This is a genomic window from Mariniflexile aquimaris (genome assembly GCF_042676825.1).
Taxonomy (GTDB): Bacteria; Bacteroidota; Bacteroidia; order Flavobacteriales; family Flavobacteriaceae; genus Mariniflexile; species Mariniflexile aquimaris.
On the sequence record NZ_JBHTIB010000002.1, the window covers coordinates 649,694 to 665,193 of the forward strand.

18 protein-coding genes are annotated in these 15,500 nt (G+C 33.8%); 3 read left to right on the top strand and 15 right to left on the bottom strand.

Annotation, left to right across the window (positions count from 1 at the left end):
- Window positions 1–18: 18 nt before the first annotated feature.
- From atpE to ACFQ0I_RS02990, 11 genes are all read right to left on the bottom strand, one after another.
- A complete protein-coding gene (atpE, locus tag ACFQ0I_RS02940) occupies window positions 19–210 on the bottom strand; it encodes an ATP synthase F0 subunit C (RefSeq protein WP_164974874.1) in 192 nt (63 codons plus the stop codon).
- 87 nt (window positions 211–297) lie between these two features.
- Entirely contained in the window at window positions 298–1,416 is a 1,119-nt protein-coding gene (gene atpB / locus ACFQ0I_RS02945) for a F0F1 ATP synthase subunit A (protein ID WP_379939187.1), read from the bottom strand.
- Between the two features lie 201 nt (window positions 1,417–1,617).
- The gene (locus ACFQ0I_RS02950; RefSeq protein WP_379939188.1) at window positions 1,618–2,004 is read right to left on the bottom strand and encodes a hypothetical protein; all 387 of its coding nucleotides are present in this window, start codon (window positions 2,002–2,004) and stop codon (window positions 1,618–1,620) included.
- A 2-nt stretch (window positions 2,005–2,006) separates the two neighbouring features.
- Complete coding sequence (locus ACFQ0I_RS02955) at window positions 2,007–2,234, bottom strand: AtpZ/AtpI family protein (RefSeq protein WP_379939190.1); 228 nt, start codon at window positions 2,232–2,234, stop codon at window positions 2,007–2,009.
- Window positions 2,194–2,616 (bottom strand): bactofilin family protein, encoded by a 423-nt coding sequence (locus ACFQ0I_RS02960; protein WP_379939192.1) that lies wholly within the window; start codon window positions 2,614–2,616, stop codon window positions 2,194–2,196. Before ACFQ0I_RS02960 ends, ACFQ0I_RS02955 begins: the two co-directional genes overlap by 41 nt.
- A gap of 12 nt (window positions 2,617–2,628) precedes the next feature.
- Window positions 2,629–5,217, bottom strand: a complete 2,589-nt coding sequence (gene porW / locus ACFQ0I_RS02965; protein WP_379939194.1) for a type IX secretion system periplasmic lipoprotein PorW/SprE — start codon at window positions 5,215–5,217, stop codon at window positions 2,629–2,631.
- Between the two features lie 284 nt (window positions 5,218–5,501).
- The gene (locus tag ACFQ0I_RS02970; RefSeq protein WP_379939195.1) at window positions 5,502–6,209 is read right to left on the bottom strand and encodes an ABC transporter ATP-binding protein; all 708 of its coding nucleotides are present in this window, start codon (window positions 6,207–6,209) and stop codon (window positions 5,502–5,504) included.
- Window positions 6,210–6,219: 10 nt separating this feature from the next.
- A complete protein-coding gene (locus ACFQ0I_RS02975) occupies window positions 6,220–7,698 on the bottom strand; it encodes a DUF5687 family protein (protein ID WP_379939197.1) in 1,479 nt (492 codons plus the stop codon).
- A gap of 9 nt (window positions 7,699–7,707) precedes the next feature.
- Window positions 7,708–8,112, bottom strand: coding sequence for a DUF2059 domain-containing protein (locus tag ACFQ0I_RS02980; RefSeq protein ID WP_379939199.1), 405 nt, complete (start codon window positions 8,110–8,112; stop codon window positions 7,708–7,710).
- A gap of 55 nt (window positions 8,113–8,167) precedes the next feature.
- Entirely contained in the window at window positions 8,168–8,872 is a 705-nt protein-coding gene (locus ACFQ0I_RS02985; RefSeq protein ID WP_379939201.1) for a hypothetical protein, read from the bottom strand.
- Window positions 8,872–9,210: a PadR family transcriptional regulator gene (locus ACFQ0I_RS02990; RefSeq protein WP_379939203.1), complete on the bottom strand. Its 339-nt coding sequence runs from the start codon at window positions 9,208–9,210 to the stop codon at window positions 8,872–8,874. The genes ACFQ0I_RS02985 and ACFQ0I_RS02990 overlap by 1 nt, the downstream gene beginning before the upstream one ends.
- Before the next feature lie 113 nt (window positions 9,211–9,323).
- Here ACFQ0I_RS02990 and ACFQ0I_RS02995 point away from each other — a divergent pair, with 113 nt between their 5' ends.
- The gene (locus tag ACFQ0I_RS02995; RefSeq protein WP_379939205.1) at window positions 9,324–10,379 is read left to right on the top strand and encodes a 2Fe-2S iron-sulfur cluster-binding protein; all 1,056 of its coding nucleotides are present in this window, start codon (window positions 9,324–9,326) and stop codon (window positions 10,377–10,379) included.
- Between the two features lie 158 nt (window positions 10,380–10,537).
- On the opposite strand, the gene ACFQ0I_RS03000 is transcribed toward ACFQ0I_RS02995, so the two are convergent.
- Both ACFQ0I_RS03000 and ACFQ0I_RS03005 read right to left on the bottom strand, forming a co-directional pair.
- Window positions 10,538–11,557: a glycosyltransferase family 9 protein gene (locus tag ACFQ0I_RS03000; RefSeq protein WP_379939206.1), complete on the bottom strand. Its 1,020-nt coding sequence runs from the start codon at window positions 11,555–11,557 to the stop codon at window positions 10,538–10,540.
- Window positions 11,558–11,588: 31 nt separating this feature from the next.
- A complete protein-coding gene (locus tag ACFQ0I_RS03005; RefSeq protein ID WP_379939208.1) occupies window positions 11,589–12,194 on the bottom strand; it encodes a DUF4254 domain-containing protein in 606 nt (201 codons plus the stop codon).
- A 125-nt stretch (window positions 12,195–12,319) separates the two neighbouring features.
- Here ACFQ0I_RS03005 and upp point away from each other — a divergent pair, with 125 nt between their 5' ends.
- Window positions 12,320–12,979 carry a uracil phosphoribosyltransferase gene (gene upp / locus ACFQ0I_RS03010; protein ID WP_379939209.1) on the top strand — a complete coding sequence of 220 codons (660 nt, stop codon included), beginning with the start codon at window positions 12,320–12,322 and terminating at the stop codon, window positions 12,977–12,979.
- On the opposite strand, the gene ACFQ0I_RS03015 is transcribed toward upp, so the two are convergent.
- Window positions 12,968–13,891: a DUF6427 family protein gene (locus ACFQ0I_RS03015; protein WP_379939211.1), complete on the bottom strand. Its 924-nt coding sequence runs from the start codon at window positions 13,889–13,891 to the stop codon at window positions 12,968–12,970. The genes upp and ACFQ0I_RS03015 overlap by 12 nt on opposite strands.
- A 115-nt stretch (window positions 13,892–14,006) precedes the next feature.
- On the opposite strand from ACFQ0I_RS03015, the gene ACFQ0I_RS03020 reads away from it, so the two are divergent.
- The gene (locus tag ACFQ0I_RS03020; protein ID WP_379939213.1) at window positions 14,007–14,234 is read left to right on the top strand and encodes a DUF6341 family protein; all 228 of its coding nucleotides are present in this window, start codon (window positions 14,007–14,009) and stop codon (window positions 14,232–14,234) included.
- Here the strand turns inward: ACFQ0I_RS03020 and purD are convergent.
- Window positions 14,229–15,500 carry a phosphoribosylamine--glycine ligase gene (purD, locus tag ACFQ0I_RS03025; protein WP_379939215.1) on the bottom strand — a complete coding sequence of 424 codons (1,272 nt, stop codon included), beginning with the start codon at window positions 15,498–15,500 and terminating at the stop codon, window positions 14,229–14,231. The genes ACFQ0I_RS03020 and purD overlap by 6 nt on opposite strands.

Consider the following 15,500-nt stretch of genomic DNA (forward strand, 5'->3'; position numbering starts at 1 on the left):
TATAGCTGTTTTTGGTTTTTAAGCTGCAAATAAAGCAGCAAATCCAATACCTTCAATAAGTGCAGCTGCAATAAGCATAGCTGTTTGGATTTTTCCTGAGGCTTCTGGTTGGCGAGCTATAGCTTCCATAGCTGAACCACCAATTTTTCCGATACCTAAACCAGCACCGATAACGATTAAACCAGCTCCTACAATGTTTGGAATTGTCATAATATATATATTAAAAATTAAACACTCAATTTATTAATGCACCAATGCGCCGTCTGGCTACTTGCATAAAATGTCCACCGGACATTTTTAATGATGCTCGTCCCCGTGGTGATGCTCTTCTACAGCCGATCCAAAGTACAATGCCGATAACATTGTAAAGATATATGCTTGTAAAGCCGCCACTAAAAGCTCTAACAAGGCTAGCACGAATGCTAAACCAAATGATAATGAGCTTCCTAACCAGTTTTTAAATATAAACATTAAACCTATTATACTCATTAATACAATGTGTCCTGCAGTGATATTTGCATACAAACGAATTAATAATGAAAACGGCTTAATAAATGTTCCTAATAATTCTATTGGCGCCAAAATAATTTTCATTGGCCATGGCACACCAGGCATCCAGAAAATATGTCCCCAATAGTTTTTGTTAGCTGTAAATGTTGTTATTAAATAGGTTAATAACGCCAATGCTAATGTTACAGCAATATTGTTTGTTACGTTAACCCCAAGCGGTGTTAAGCCTAATAAGTTGATGATCCATATAAAGAAAAACACAGTTAACAAGAAACTCATGTAACGTTTATAGTGTTTTTTTCCAATGTTTGGAATAGCGATATCGTCGCGAATGTATAATACGATTGGCTCTAATAAACGCCCCATACCTTTTGGTAAAGCACCTTTTTGGTAAGATTTAGCCATTCTTCCAAACATGAAGAACAATAACAAACCTACCATAAAAATAGTAAAGACGTTTTTAGTTATTGAAAAATCTAAAGGCTTGAAATTGGTAGCATGATGATGCTCATCGAGATGAATCGTGCCTTCTGCATTCGTTTTATAAATTTTACCGTGATATGATTTGTAGTAATTTCCATTAACCTCAGCAACCGATTCTCCATGGTGAAGTTTTGATGATGAAAACACTTGTAATCCGTTGTCCCATAAAATTACTGGCAGCGGAAATTCAATGTATTTATGCTCGCCCGCATCCGTTTCATATGAAAACAATCCGAAATCGTGAGAATCTAATAAGTGATGATTTATGTATTCTTTTATTTCTTCCTTTATACCTTGCTTTCCTTCTGTTTCAGGAGCAATTTCTTCTAAATGCATCTTTTCCTGCTCATTTTGAGCAAAAGAAACAAAACTTGTTGAAAACAGTAATAAAGTAATTAATTTTAAAGATATTAGTCTACGCATATCACTCTAAATATAGTGGCTTAAAAATCCGTGCAAAGGTATATTTTTATCTTAAAAACAAAAACTATTTTGTTTTTTATTTAGTATAAAACTGCTAATCACTTTACAATAGTAACAAAATCGCTGGAAATACTTTTTTATCACAGTTTAAATTTACCAGATTAATTCTGTTTTTTTATCTAGTAAACTCATCTTCAACCACTATTCTAATTTATTTAACCAATTGCTTAAACTAACAGTTTCTAATATTAAACCAATAACATAGGGCACAAAAAAAGAAGCAAATTCGGGTCTTGTTATGGTATTATCTAACTTATAAAACGGGTAAAAAACAATAAAAAAAACGGCAAATTTTAAAAAGCTTCCAATTAAAAATAAAAAACCTAATTGCCCTTTATATTTTTCTCTAAAAAAGTACAATGCCCCAAATACAACGATGATTAAGGCAAGATTTACAACATAAGAAAGCACGATTCTATTTTCGAATAACGGAAGATTTAAGAGATTTAAAACCAGTAAATGAACACCGAAAACAATGGCTAAACCAACAACAGCTTTTATTGTAAATTTATAAAAAGGATTGCGCATTACTATTTAATTCGATTTACTTGTTTAATTACGGAATAAAGTGAAATGGCCACACCCATAAGCGTCATAATTATAATATAAAGTTTATTACCATCGTTAAATTTAGAATCTAAAAATTTACCTAGCAACACAAACAAATAGATAGTTACGCCCATTTGAATTGCGATGCCAATTAAAACAGCGGCATTTTTAAGCTGATTTTTCGGTTCCTGCTTTTGGTTGTTGCTCACCTTTTGTGTTTTCTTTTATTGAGCCTTTCATGGTGCATTTTACATTAAAAGTAGCATCTGGATCGACCGATAATTTACCAACAATAACTTCGCCTTCAATATGTGCAGAAGGTTTTAAAGTTAAAGTACCCGATAAAGCTAATTTACCAGAAAATTTGCCTTCAAAATAAGCGTCGGTTCCTTGCAAAGTTCCTTTTATAAAGCCGCTACTTCCTACTACAATTTTTCCTGTAGATTTGATATTCCCTTCAATTACACCATCTATTCTAAAATCGCCAGCACTCGTTAAATCACCTACTATTTTAGTGTCTTGAGAAATAACGTTTTGGCTTGAATTCCCTTCAATTATTGTTTGCTTGTTTTTTTTGTTTTCAGAAAACATATTGCTATTAATTTAATTAGTATTTATACTTAAATAGGCATCCAAATTTTTATGAATTTGAATGATTTGATAATTTGTAGACGATACGGTGAAGTATGGCTCTTTAATTTTTTTCTTATCTTCTTTAGTTACTATTTGATCGAATGTTTTAGCAACCTGAGCATTTTTTAACCCGTGAACAATAACGAAAGTTGTGGTTGGATTATACACATCTACCGAAGCATTTAAGGTGTAATATTTTACGTTTTTTAACACCTCGTCTAAGGTCTTTTTAAAAGTTGAAACCTGATCTGGTTTTGGGTTTTGAAATTTAAAAACAACTTTGTAATTGTCGCTGATACCTTCTACGTTGTCGATAAAATCTTTGTTGGCTAGCTTCGGAATAACATTAGCCTCTAATTCTTGAGCCTGTTTTCCTTCCTCGGTATTGGCATAGGTAATTGCGATGTAATTAATAGCCTTACTGTAAGCGTCGTAGCCATGTAAACGGCCTGTAGCGGTTGCTTTTAATAGCTCTAATTTTGGTACAATGGGTTCGCTATCAAAGGTATTTATATATTCTTCGCATTTTGAAATGACTTCTGCATATTCCTGGTTTTCAAACTTTCTGTACAGGGCTTCGTATAAACTGTCCGGACTGTTTTCATCTTTTGCCGAGGCTTCATCTGGATTGTTTAAAATAGTAGCATATCTAGATTCAGGATAGTTAGAAATAATATCAGTCTTTGCAATGGCTGCTTCACCTTCTTCTCCCAGAATCTCATAAATTTTATACAAATTATATTTTGATGGAAGTACTAAACGCTCTTCTGGATTGCTTTTAAGTAAATTTTGAAACTTATGTTTTGCTAATTCGAATTCTTTAAATTTCTCTTTATAAATAAGCCCGAGTTGGTAATATGCATAATTTCTTTCTTTAGAAATACTATCAATGACTTTGGGCTCTGACGGAATTTTAGATATATAAAATTGCGGATCGAACCGCTCGTCTTCGCTAGCCGTTGCCAAAATATTCGTAATTACACCTCCTGAAACATCGATTGATTTCGTTTTACTAGACCATCTCCAATCGTCTTCTAACATTCTGTCACCCCAAATTTTTGCAAATTCATTTTTCCCGTAAGCCACGGTTGTAGGGTTGTAAAAATAAAATGTGGTAGTTGCTTGTCCGGGAAACCCACCGCGTGGCGCTGTATTTGTTCCAGGATTTCCGCCAGGGGTTGTGTTGGTTGTTACTAATCCAGCCGATTTACGTTCGGCAGCTTCGGCTTTTAACTTATCTTTTTCAGCTTTTGCTTTTAAGGTTTCAATAAAACTTTCAAAATAGCCAATTCTATCGGCATCTGGCAGATTCACTAAATATAAAAGGCTATCGTTTACCTTAGCTATCTCTTCATAATAAATAACATCTTCCAGATTATCACGTTTCCGCTTTATAGTACGATATGGTTTCGAGTTTAGAACTAAATTAGTCATCGTGCTATCGTAATATTTACCAGCTTCTCTGTATATGGATTTATTAAAATTCATATCACCAAGCGTCTCGTAATTTTTGGCTCTTAATATTTTATCGGGAGAATTGGTTCTTAACGATTTATTAAAATACGTTACGGCTAAAGAATCTAAATTGCAGTGTAAATAATAGGCGCCTTTTTGGTGATAAATCTTATCTAAAAATGGGCGGTTTTCCCTGTTTTCTTCAAGTTCTGTAAGCAACTCTAACAACTCGTATTTATTACTCTTGCTGTAATCGAAATTTTTAATTTTTTCGATATGCGCACTAATCATGTAAATTCGTGGTATTTTACGATTAAGCTCAATTACTTTTTCAAATGCATAATTGGCACTGTCTTTTTTACCTAATTCGTTATATAACTGGCCTTGAATAAATCGGTAACGTCCGCGTTCGTCTTCTTTTTTGGTGGCATTAGAGGCGATTTCTAATTGTGTTATGGCGCTATCTATCGATTTGGTGTTTAAATAGGCCTGGGCTAACATAGATGTAGCATCTGCTAAATCTTGCGATTCTAACTTTTCCTGCCTTAATAAGCGCTTTAAATTCTTAATAGCAAGCTCGTCGTTATCTAATCGAATATTGGTTTTTTCGCGCCAAATCTTAGCCTGATTAATTTTATCGCTCGCAGGATATTTGTAAAGAATGTAGTTAAACGCTTCGAGAGCCGGTACAAAACGCTGATCGAAATACCTTGCTTTTCCTAAAAGCAAATATGCCTCATCCATTTGCGGGTTTTTTTCTTTCCCTTCAATAGACATGCTGTGCTTTTGAATCGCTTTTACCGCCTTTTCTTCTGCTCTACTAAAATTTTCGTTTTTAGATTGCCCGGGCAGCATGATCTCTTCGGTAATTTGCATACGCTCAATGGGTAAAACATCCCAATAATTATCGAAATAATTATCTATAAGCGATTTCCGCCCATCTTCTAAAGCGTTATACCCATTATAAAGTGCATTAAACTCAGCTGTTACCGCATGAAAATTACGGCTTAGAAATTTGTCCTTTTTTCTAGAACAACTCACTAATACTAAAATAAAACACGCAATAACAAGGGTGGCTTTAAACGATATTTTCAATGCTGGCATTTTTAGTCTAAATAAATAACTATAAACTCGGGCTTATATTATGTAAGCAGGTAAAAATAAGCATCTTTTTTGATTAACGTGTAAAATGAAACGACTTTTGAACTAAAAGACACATCCTTAAACCACAAGAAGCATAAACTCACAAAACATTATAATAAAATTAGGGCGTTCCCGCAAAGCGGTCGGGCTTTACATTACAAGTCCGCGCTCCCCCGAACCTTCGGGGTCGCTGTGGGCTTTTCATTGCAATCCCTAACGCGACTGCCCAAAACCTTGGCCAAAATTTAAAGTACTTCCACGCCCGAAAAATGAGCTTCTAATTCCTTTAAAGTTGCGGCATTGGTTTCTAAATCTTTTATAATCTCGCCTTTTTCAAGCACCACAATACGTTCGCAAACATCGGTAACATGCATTAAATCGTGACTAGAAATTAATACCGTAACGCCTTGTTTTTCTGCCAAATCTTTAATAATGCCTTTTAAACGTATTTGAGTTGTTGGGTCTAAATTTGCAAAAGGTTCGTCTAAAATAATCACTTCAGGATTCCCAATTAAAGCGGCTACAATGCCCACTTTCTTTTGGTTTCCTTTGCTTAAATCGCGTAAATATTTTTTCTGTTTTAATATTTCGCCATGAAAAAAGTCTTCAAATTGTGCTAAAAGATTATCCACATCGGCTTTATTCTGATTTCGCAATTCGCCAATAAAATAAAAGTATTCTTCGGCAGTTAAATAACCAATTAAAAAACTTTCATCTATAAAAGCAGAGGTAAACGGTTTCCAGTCTTCACTTTCGTTAACCTGAATGCCGTTAGTTATTATATGCCCGGTTGTGGGTTGAATTAAATCTAAAAGTAAACTAAAATACGTGGTTTTACCAGCGCCATTATTGCCTACCAAACCAAAACTTTGGCCTTTAGGAATTTCTAAAGCGTCTATATGTAAAACTACATTATTACTATATTTTTTTGATAAGTTCGATGTTGTTATCATGTTCTTTTTGTTAGTTGTCTTGATTGAACGCATCAATCATTTTATATTTAGATTGTAAATATTTTGCTGTGATTACTTCCATGAGTTTTTGATGAAAAACAATACCTAATACGCCTAATAAAGCTAAAATTAAGCAAGATAATTCAAACCCCACCAAGAAATAAAACAACGCAAAGATACCCATGGGTAGTATTAGTAACGGAATTCCAATAAGCCATTGTACCGCGCCCGTTCCTTGGTAATTAAATGCTGCTTTCTGGCTTAAATCTATCTTTTTTCTATTAAAAGAACCGCCATACAAAATAACATGCGTGTTTACACCAATATTATAAATAGCGGCTGCAAAATGTGCTAATAGAATTTTCCAACCAAAAAACACGTAAGGAATGCCTAAAACAAACAAAACAGCAACACTTAAAGCCATTAACGTGAATTTAGATTTTAGGTATTGTTCGTACTTAATATTTTGGCTCATTAATAATTTATAATAGCCGCTATCCCAGGCAGGAATAAATTGCCCAAAATTGATTAAAAAAATACCTGTAGAAAACACCCCGATAAACATAAAAAACCAAGGTATGTTTTGATACGTAGGTTGCGGATAAAAAAACAAGCCATATAACAAGCCCATTACCACCATCCAAACAGACGACTTGGTGCGTTTATTACGCCAAATTAATTTTAAATCGAGCTGCATAAACATGGCGATGTCTCCAAAATTCTTGGTCCAATTTAAATTAGAGGTGTTTATTTCGGCTACTTTTTCTTTTAACCCGCTATCTAAAAACAGTTTGCTTCTTAAAATTTTAAAGTTTACTACATAAAGTCCAAATAAAATTAAGAGGGGAACAACAATCAATACCGGTGTATTATAAATTGCCTCGAACCCATTGGACACAATGCTTGTAAACGAAATAATTTCAAAATAATTAAGCGCAAATAAGCCACCAGCAACACTTAGAATAGGCAAAAACGACAGTTCGATGTTGCTTGAATAACTTTCAATAATAAAATTTAAAAAATGGATGATTAAGATGACCAAAACAAGTGCCAGCATCCATGTTACTACTGCGGCTACTGGGTAAGCTTTTACAATTAGCGTAATGCCAAATGGTATAAACGCAAAAAGTGGTAAAAAGTTAAAAAATGAGGTGGTCGATTTTCCTAAAACAAAGTTTACAATGCGACTTCGTTTTATGGGTAATATTAATAAGGGTTTTACAGCCATTACCGGTAGTTTCTGAAAGAAAAATCGAAACACCAAATCGGCAATAATCCAATAAAACAACGCATTATTTACAATATGCAATGGGTCTTGCTCAGGAAATACCTTTTTTAGTCCGGGATATAAAACGAGTCCTAGCCCCAAGAAAATTACTATAAAATAAAGTGCTAAAAAACCCATCAGAATTTTTATAGCGATGCTTTTGCCAAAACTAGCCGACCTGTAAAAAGATTTCCATTCTAAGCTTAAAAACTGTTTAATCATAGTTTGTTTTTAGTTGTGTTTTTGAGCTATCTGGCTAACTTCCATTCCCCAGGCTTGTCCAAAACTCATTGCTTTTTGTGTAAGACCCAGTTGTTTTTCAGCAAGTTTTTTGCCTAAACTGGTATTATAAAAAGCCACCAATTCTTTAATTTCACTTTGAGTAAACTCTTCCATATATAAACCAGCAATTTTATCATATAATCCTGTTAAGGTGCCATTTGCTTCCTCTCGGTAGGCGGCCTTTTTAGCTTCTGGCACATTAAATCCTATTTGATCGATGGCGCTTTCAAAAGCTTTAACAGCGCCCGTTAATTTTATAAATTCGATGGTTTGTGATTTAAATTCGGTGCTTTCTTGTGCTTGAGTTTGTGTAATCGCGAAAACAAAGAGGCATACAAGTAAGATTTTTTTCATTTTTAATGGTTTTAATTATTAGTGTTTTTTGTTAGTATGAATACAATTGAAAATGTTACGCATTAAATGTAAGAAAATATTCTGGATGTTCTTTTGCTAATTTCTGTCTGAGTTTTGGAGATACGACTTTAATTGAGATATAAATCAATAAAACGTATAACACAACACAAAAAGAAAAAATAAACTGAGAGGTTACAGACCATTCTGCCTTAGAATTTGAGATTATGGGAAAGTAAATGCCAATATTGAAAAGGTGAATGAATCCACCCATTTGTCCATATATATTTTCAAACAGCCACTTTTTGCCAGTTTCCTTAAAACTCTTTTTTATTCTTAAGTTTTCTTTGGTTGCATAAAAAATCACATAACCAAAAACAATAAAAACAAGTGGTATCACAAAATAGTCTTTATGTTCAAATAGTTGCATTAACTTAAATACAACCCAAACACTAAATGAGGTTATAATGATTTTAGGCAATTTAAAATATTCCTTTAAGTACTTTAAAACCTCTTTTATGTAATGTTTGCTTAAGGCATTTGTTTTTTGCTCTACAATCTCCGAGAAACCAAATACGCCAAATTTTTTAAACTCTTTTGTTAAAGCCTCATCAAAGGTTATGTTCGGGTTTTCTTGCCACTGGTCTTCAATGCCATTTGCCAGATGGTCTACCAACTCTGTTTGTACATCATACCATTCAACAAAATGCTTTCTGGTAAATACATAAAGGGTTTCTATTTGCACTTCATCTAGCTTTTTCATTACTCAAATCGATATTTAGGGTTTACCAAAGCTCTCATGTTTTTAATATAGCTTTCTAATTCTGCCAACTTACTCACCGTTTCTTTAGTTCCTTGCTCTGTTAGCTTGTAATATTTGCGCACTCTATTGTCTACTTTTAAAACTTCCACATCTAATAATCCTTCCGCCTCGAGTTTGTGTAAGGAAGGATACAAGGCCCCTTCTGTAATGGTTAGTTCGCCTTTAGTAAGCTCTTTTACCTTTTGGGTAATCTCATACCCATACATTTTATCGTGCTCATTTAAAAGCTTTAAAATAATCGTGGTTAAACTCCCTTTATATAAATTTGAATTGCTCATTACTCTCTAAATATATACATAATATTCTTATGCATAACTAAATTATGTAATTATTTTTTAAGAATTATATCCTAAAATCTAATGGCTTCATTATTTTTGTCAAAAACTTACACATGTCAACATTCCATAAACTCTCAATTAAAAATATAAAAAAAGAAGCGAATAACGCCATAAGCATTGCCTTTAACGTACCCGAAAATTTAAAAGACACCTATGCTTTTATCGCCGGACAATACGTAACCATAAAAGCGAATCTTAATGGAAAAGAAGTGCGTCGCGATTATTCTTTATGCGAATCGCCTAAAAGCGGTGAACTTAAAATAGCTATAAAAGCGGTTCAAGATGGTGCGTTTTCATCGTATGCAAACTACAAATTACGCGTTGGCGATGTGTTAGAAGTTGCACCTCCAAAAGGTCATTTTATTTTTGAACCCAACGATTCTAAAACTAAAAATATCGCAGCTTTTGCCGCCGGAAGTGGTATTACACCTATTTTAAGTATTATAAAATGTGCGTTAGAAGAAGAAATTTACAGCAAAGTTATTTTGGTTTATGGAAATAAATCGACGGAAGACACCATGTTTTTAGCGGAGCTTCTTGAGCTTCAGCACGAACATAAAGACCGATTTTCTATTCAGTTTGTCTTTAGTCAACAAGATAAAGACGATTCCATTTTTGGTAGAATTGAAAAAAGCACTGTTAATTATGTGATGCTAAACAAGCATAAACATATTGAAGTGGATGCTTTTTACCTATGCGGACCAGAAGCCATGATTCATGTTGTAAAAGATGTTTTAACAGATAATGGTATTGATAACGAGCGCATTCATTACGAACTATTTAAGGCTGCAAAACCAGCAGATCTTGAAGAAGTTGTTAATTTAAAAGGCAAAACGCAAGCAACCATTACGGTTGATGACGAAACAACCACTATTGAAATGTCTCAATCGCAATCCATTTTAGAGGCTGCTTTAGACGAAGACATTGATGCACCTTATTCTTGTCAAGGTGGTATTTGTTGTAGCTGTATAGCCCGCTTAAAAGAAGGCGAAGTAACGATGCGACAAAACAATGTTTTAACCGAAAAAGAAGTTGCTTCGGGATTAATTCTTACGTGTCAATCACATCCAACTACGCCAAATATTGTGGTGGATTATGATGATGTTTAAATGTCATTCCTACAAAGGCAGGAATCTTATAAATCGAATATAAATTACTATCATAGATTTTTAATATTCGATTTTTTAGAACGCTAGGCTTTTAGATTTTTCAATTAAGTTGCATCACTTTAAAGAGGATTCCGGCATGCGCAGGAATGACAAACTTTTCAAATAATTGCCTTAATTTTTTCAATAATAGTTTCTGGTTCAATACTTCTTGAAGCTTCTTTATAGCTTTCTGGGTATTTGTTTCCAAAAACAGAGGTTGGAATATTGGGAAATCTATTTCTATCAGACAACAGTGCATTAGTTGCGGGTTGGTTAAATGGTGCAAAACCAGCAAATGGATGTGTAACACCCCAAATGGTCACGGTCTTTATGCCAAACATGGCTGCTAAATGCGCATTTCCAGAATCCATAGACAGCATAATATCTAAATTAGATATCACATCCAGCTCTTCGTTAAACGATAGCTTTCCGGCTACATTTACAACATTTTCATAATCACTTTCGAAGCTGTTCAAAACATCGATTTCCTTTGCTCCACCGCCAAATAAGAGAATGTTATAATCTTTAGAAAGCGTTTCAATAACCTGCTTCATTAAATCTAAAGGATACATTTTTCCTTGGTGCGCTGCAAAAGGTGCTATTCCAATTAATTTGTTCGAATTATTTGGTAATAAGGCCTTCACAGTATTAGGTAAGCTGGCTTTCTCAGGAAATGTTGGATGCGATAAATCTAATTTAAAACCTAAGGCTTCGAATACATCAGCATAGCGTTGATGCGTTGTTTTTAGTTGCTGAAAATTTTTACCAGAAACTAAAGCCTTTTTTTCGGCTCTGCCTTTATCAATTTGAACCACTTTTTTTCCGAAGAAAAAGACCTTTAAAATTTTACTTCGCAGTACATTATGCAAATCGGCCACCGCTTCAATTCCCAAACTTTTTAATTCATTTGAAAGTTTAAAAAGTCCAGAAATACCACCGTGTTTTCCTTTCACATCGGCAATAAACACCGACACGTTATTTAAATCTCTAAAAAAGCATTTAAACGTTGCTCTTGTTAATACTGTTATTTTAACTTCGGGAAATTGTTCTGTAAAAGCTCTTAAAACCGGAACCGTCATAGCAACATCGCCCATCGCAGACAGTCGGATAACAAGTATATGCTTTGGTGGGTTAGACATAGCGTGATGCGATTCCTGGCAGTGCAGAAACTTATTTCTGACCTCTTAAAACAGGATTTAATTCATCGTCATTGTACATTTTCATTTGCTTATACACTTTCATGTATTTATCGCCTTTTTCAATGTCGCTCAACAACGTATCAATCGCGGTAGATAAATCTACTCGTTGCTCTAATAAAATGTCTAATTTTTTCTGGCAAGCGGCACGATGTTCATCGGTAGCATCCACACGTGTTGCTTCTTCATTCATATGATAAATTTTCAAGGCCAAAATTGATAATCTATCTACACCCCAAGCAGGACTTTCGGTATTAATCGTTGCATTCGTCTTTGGCGTAACGTGCTTGTATGTATCTAAAAAATAACTATCAATATACTCCACCATATCCGTTCTATCTTGGTTAGAAGCATCAATTTGTCTCTTCAAGGTTAAAGCTGCAACTGGATCTATTTTAGGGTCGCGAATAATATCCTCATAATGCCATTGCACGGTATCAATCCAACATTTTCTATATAATAAATGCTCCAGTAAATCATTTTCAGAGTATTTATTTTTAAACGGTTGATCGACCGTATTTTTTATATGATATTCCTTAATAACCTCTTGAAAAATAGCGTTTGCTTTTGTTGTAAACATGATGTGTATATTTTAAAGTGCAAAATTACATAAATTATATAAGATTCTTGATGAAAACATGCCAGGTAAACCCATATATCGATGTAATTATTTAACTTTACTCGTCGAAAATCAATGTAAAAGTTATGCAGATTCATAATATATCTCAACAAAATTCCATTTTAAACAATTTTATTTCAGAAATAAGAAGTGTTACCATTCAAAAAGATAGCATGCGCTTTAGAAGAAATATAGAACGTATTGGTGAGATTTTAGGCTATGAAATGAGCAAAACATTGCATTACCAAGCATCATCCATTGAAACCCCATTAGGAATAAGCCCCATTAATTTAATTAACGACGACATTGTTTTATGCTCCATTTTAAGAGCTGGAGTACCATTGCACAATGGGTTGCTTAATTATTTTGATAAAGCCGAAAACGCTTTTATTTCGGCGTACAGGCACCATTTACACAATCCGGAGAGTTTTGAAATTATTGTTGAATATTTAGCCTGTCCAAATTTAGATAATAAAACCCTTATTTTGGCCGACCCTATGCTAGCTACAGGGCAATCGATGGTAGCCACTTTTGAAGCTTTAAAACCTTTTGGCACTCCCAAAGAAATACATTTAGTGAGTATTATTGGCGCCAAAGAAGGCGTAGATTATGTTAGTGCTCATTTTAATGCGTCCACACATTTATGGATCGCTGCGATAGATGAAAAATTAAACGAAAAAGGCTATATTATTCCAGGACTTGGTGATGCCGGTGATTTAGCTTTTGGTGAAAAACTACAACGATAATAGCAAAAACGGCACTAGTACCAGTATCCACAGAAATACTTCTTTAAACCATTTTTCTGGTATTATTTCTATATAGTTTGCTATAATAATAGAAAGAGGCGCAAATAAAAATAAGAATTCACTGCCTTTTTTTACTGGTGCTAAAAGCATCACAACAAAAGCTATTATAGCCGCAATAATGATAATCTTAAAAGAAGCCCGAGAGGCTTTTTTCTTCTTTTTAATATCCTGCAAATAAAAGATTGAAGACCAAATTCCAAAAGATATAAGAACCGTAATAGCTACCAAATAGCGTGTTGAATTATAAACACTAAAATCGTAGTTTACTACTGGTGTGCCTTTAAAAATGGCAAAATAATCGTTGTAAACTAATATAGAGATGCTTACGGCTATCACAAATACAGTGGAAACCCCTAAAAATGGAATGAGCCAATGCTTTAAATTATTATCGGTATATAAAACCAAACTAAGAATTATAACAACAAAAAATAGAATGGCCCAAAAATAGAATAACGATGCCACTGCAATCCATAAAGCCGCATCAAAAAGCTTGTTTTTTATACTTTTTTGTGATCTTAAACTTATTATCCTCCTTAAGCCTAATAACACGAAAAAATTTGATAACAGAATATTCGAATTAAGTGTTGTCTCTACTATCATCAATAAAAAAAAACTAAACAGCAGCGTTTCGTAGTTATTCTTTTTGGTTAAACTGTTTTTGGTGATAATAAAATTGAACACTATTAAAGTAACAAGACAAATGCCGAAAATAGTGAGTTGCTTAAAAACATACGCAGAAGTAATAGGATAACTTACTGTTCCAACTCTAGCCACAAGAAAAGCTAGAATAGTAACTATAAAAACAATGATAAAATTTATTGGTTTAGATTTATTAAAAATGCTTGTTATCATTAACTGTTTTTGTATTTTTGCTTCGTAAATATACTAACTATACTAGTGATTTGATAAAAAAAATCGATAATCATTACGGATTTAGTATCTCAATTTAAAACACTAAAATTAAATTATGAAAGATTTTTTTTACGCCATACAAGATTTATTTGTAGATTATCTTTTTGCGCCTTTTGATGCATTAAAAGAATTAGAGCTTACAAATTGGTTTGCTGCCAATACAATTTCTTGGATATTTTTAATTATTGGTTTTGCTGCCTTTGTATATTGGATGAAACAACTTAAAATATTTAATGATAACAACGAAGAAGATAAAAGTATTTCTTCGCATTCATTTTTATAAATCGAATCCAATATCTTTACGATAATACATCTTATCAAAATGTAGTTTTTCTATGCTTTGGTAAGATTTTTTTATGGCCTCTTGGTAGGTATTCCCATAAGAAGTTATCGCCATAACACGTCCGCCAGAAGTCACCACTTTACCATCTTTTAACTGCGCACCTGCGTGGAAAGGTATAGAATCCTGAATAGCATCAATACCTGTTATTTCCTTTCCTTTTTCGTAATCTTCAGGGTAACCACCAGACACTAACATAATGGTTGTTGCAGCGCGTTCATCAATTTCGATAGTAATTTTATCTAAAGTTCCATTTGCCATAGCTTGAAGAATTTCAACAAAATCGTTTTTCAATCTTGGTAAAACAACTTCCGTTTCTGGATCGCCCATACGCACATTGTATTCAATAACTTTTGGGTCGTTCCCAACTTTAATCAATCCTATAAACACAAAACCAACATATGGTAAGTTATCCTTTTTAAACCCATTAATCGTCGGTTTTACAATGCGATCTTCAATCTTAGCAAGAAATTCATCGGTTGCAAATGGCACTGGAGATACGGCACCCATACCGCCGGTATTTAAACCGGTATCGCCTTCACCAATACGTTTGTAATCTTTTGCGGTTGGCAATATTTTGTAGTTTTTTCCATCGGTAAGTACAAAACAGCTTAACTCTATTCCGTCTAAAAACTCTTCAATAACCACTTTGGTACTTGCTTGACCAAATTTCGCATCAACAAGCATGCTTTTTAATTCGGCTTTAGCTTCATCTAAATCATTCAGAATAACAACACCTTTACCTGCCGCTAATCCGTCTGCTTTTAAAACATATGGTGGCTTTAGTGTTTCTAAAAATGCATAGCCTTTTTCTACCGTTTCTTTAGTAAAACTCTCGTAAGCTGCTGTTGGAATGTTATGACGGTATAAAAATTCTTTAGCGAATTCCTTACTGCCTTCCAATTCTGCAGCCACTTTTTGCGGTCCAATAACCGAGATATGTTTTATGGTATCATCATTCAAAAAATAATCGTGAACGCCATTTACCAATGGATCTTCTGGACCAACCACAACCATATCAATTCGCTCTTTTAAAACCAGTTCTTTAATCGCTTCAAAATCATTCACACCAATATTTACATTAGTCGCTACATTAGCAGTCCCAGAGTTTCCAGGCGCTACAAATAAGTTTTTGCATAACGGACTTTGAGCAATTTTCCAAGCGAAAGTATGTTCTCTTCCACCAGAACCAAGAATTAAAATGTTCAT

What these genes read in the sequence shown, in the direction of transcription:
- atpE (WP_164974874.1), bottom strand. Translation starts at nt 210, where the DNA reads ATGACAATTCCAAACATTGTAGGAGCTGGTTTAATCGTTATCGGTGCT.
- atpB (WP_379939187.1), bottom strand. Translation starts at nt 1,416, where the DNA reads ATGCGTAGACTAATATCTTTAAAATTAATTACTTTATTACTGTTTTCA.
- ACFQ0I_RS02950 (WP_379939188.1), bottom strand. Translation starts at nt 2,004, where the DNA reads ATGCGCAATCCTTTTTATAAATTTACAATAAAAGCTGTTGTTGGTTTA.
- ACFQ0I_RS02960 (WP_379939192.1), bottom strand. Translation starts at nt 2,616, where the DNA reads ATGTTTTCTGAAAACAAAAAAAACAAGCAAACAATAATTGAAGGGAAT.
- porW (WP_379939194.1), bottom strand. Translation starts at nt 5,217, where the DNA reads ATGCCAGCATTGAAAATATCGTTTAAAGCCACCCTTGTTATTGCGTGT.
- ACFQ0I_RS02970 (WP_379939195.1), bottom strand. Translation starts at nt 6,209, where the DNA reads ATGATAACAACATCGAACTTATCAAAAAAATATAGTAATAATGTAGTT.
- ACFQ0I_RS02975 (WP_379939197.1), bottom strand. Translation starts at nt 7,698, where the DNA reads ATGATTAAACAGTTTTTAAGCTTAGAATGGAAATCTTTTTACAGGTCG.
- ACFQ0I_RS02980 (WP_379939199.1), bottom strand. Translation starts at nt 8,112, where the DNA reads ATGAAAAAAATCTTACTTGTATGCCTCTTTGTTTTCGCGATTACACAA.
- ACFQ0I_RS02985 (WP_379939201.1), bottom strand. Translation starts at nt 8,872, where the DNA reads ATGAAAAAGCTAGATGAAGTGCAAATAGAAACCCTTTATGTATTTACC.
- ACFQ0I_RS02990 (WP_379939203.1), bottom strand. Translation starts at nt 9,210, where the DNA reads ATGAGCAATTCAAATTTATATAAAGGGAGTTTAACCACGATTATTTTA.
- ACFQ0I_RS02995 (WP_379939205.1), top strand. Translation starts at nt 9,324, where the DNA reads ATGTCAACATTCCATAAACTCTCAATTAAAAATATAAAAAAAGAAGCG.
- ACFQ0I_RS03000 (WP_379939206.1), bottom strand. Translation starts at nt 11,557, where the DNA reads ATGTCTAACCCACCAAAGCATATACTTGTTATCCGACTGTCTGCGATG.
- ACFQ0I_RS03005 (WP_379939208.1), bottom strand. Translation starts at nt 12,194, where the DNA reads ATGTTTACAACAAAAGCAAACGCTATTTTTCAAGAGGTTATTAAGGAA.
- upp (WP_379939209.1), top strand. Translation starts at nt 12,320, where the DNA reads ATGCAGATTCATAATATATCTCAACAAAATTCCATTTTAAACAATTTT.
- ACFQ0I_RS03015 (WP_379939211.1), bottom strand. Translation starts at nt 13,891, where the DNA reads ATGATAACAAGCATTTTTAATAAATCTAAACCAATAAATTTTATCATT.
- ACFQ0I_RS03020 (WP_379939213.1), top strand. Translation starts at nt 14,007, where the DNA reads ATGAAAGATTTTTTTTACGCCATACAAGATTTATTTGTAGATTATCTT.
- purD (WP_379939215.1), bottom strand. Translation starts at nt 15,500, where the DNA reads ATGAACATTTTAATTCTTGGTTCTGGTGGAAGAGAACATACTTTCGCT.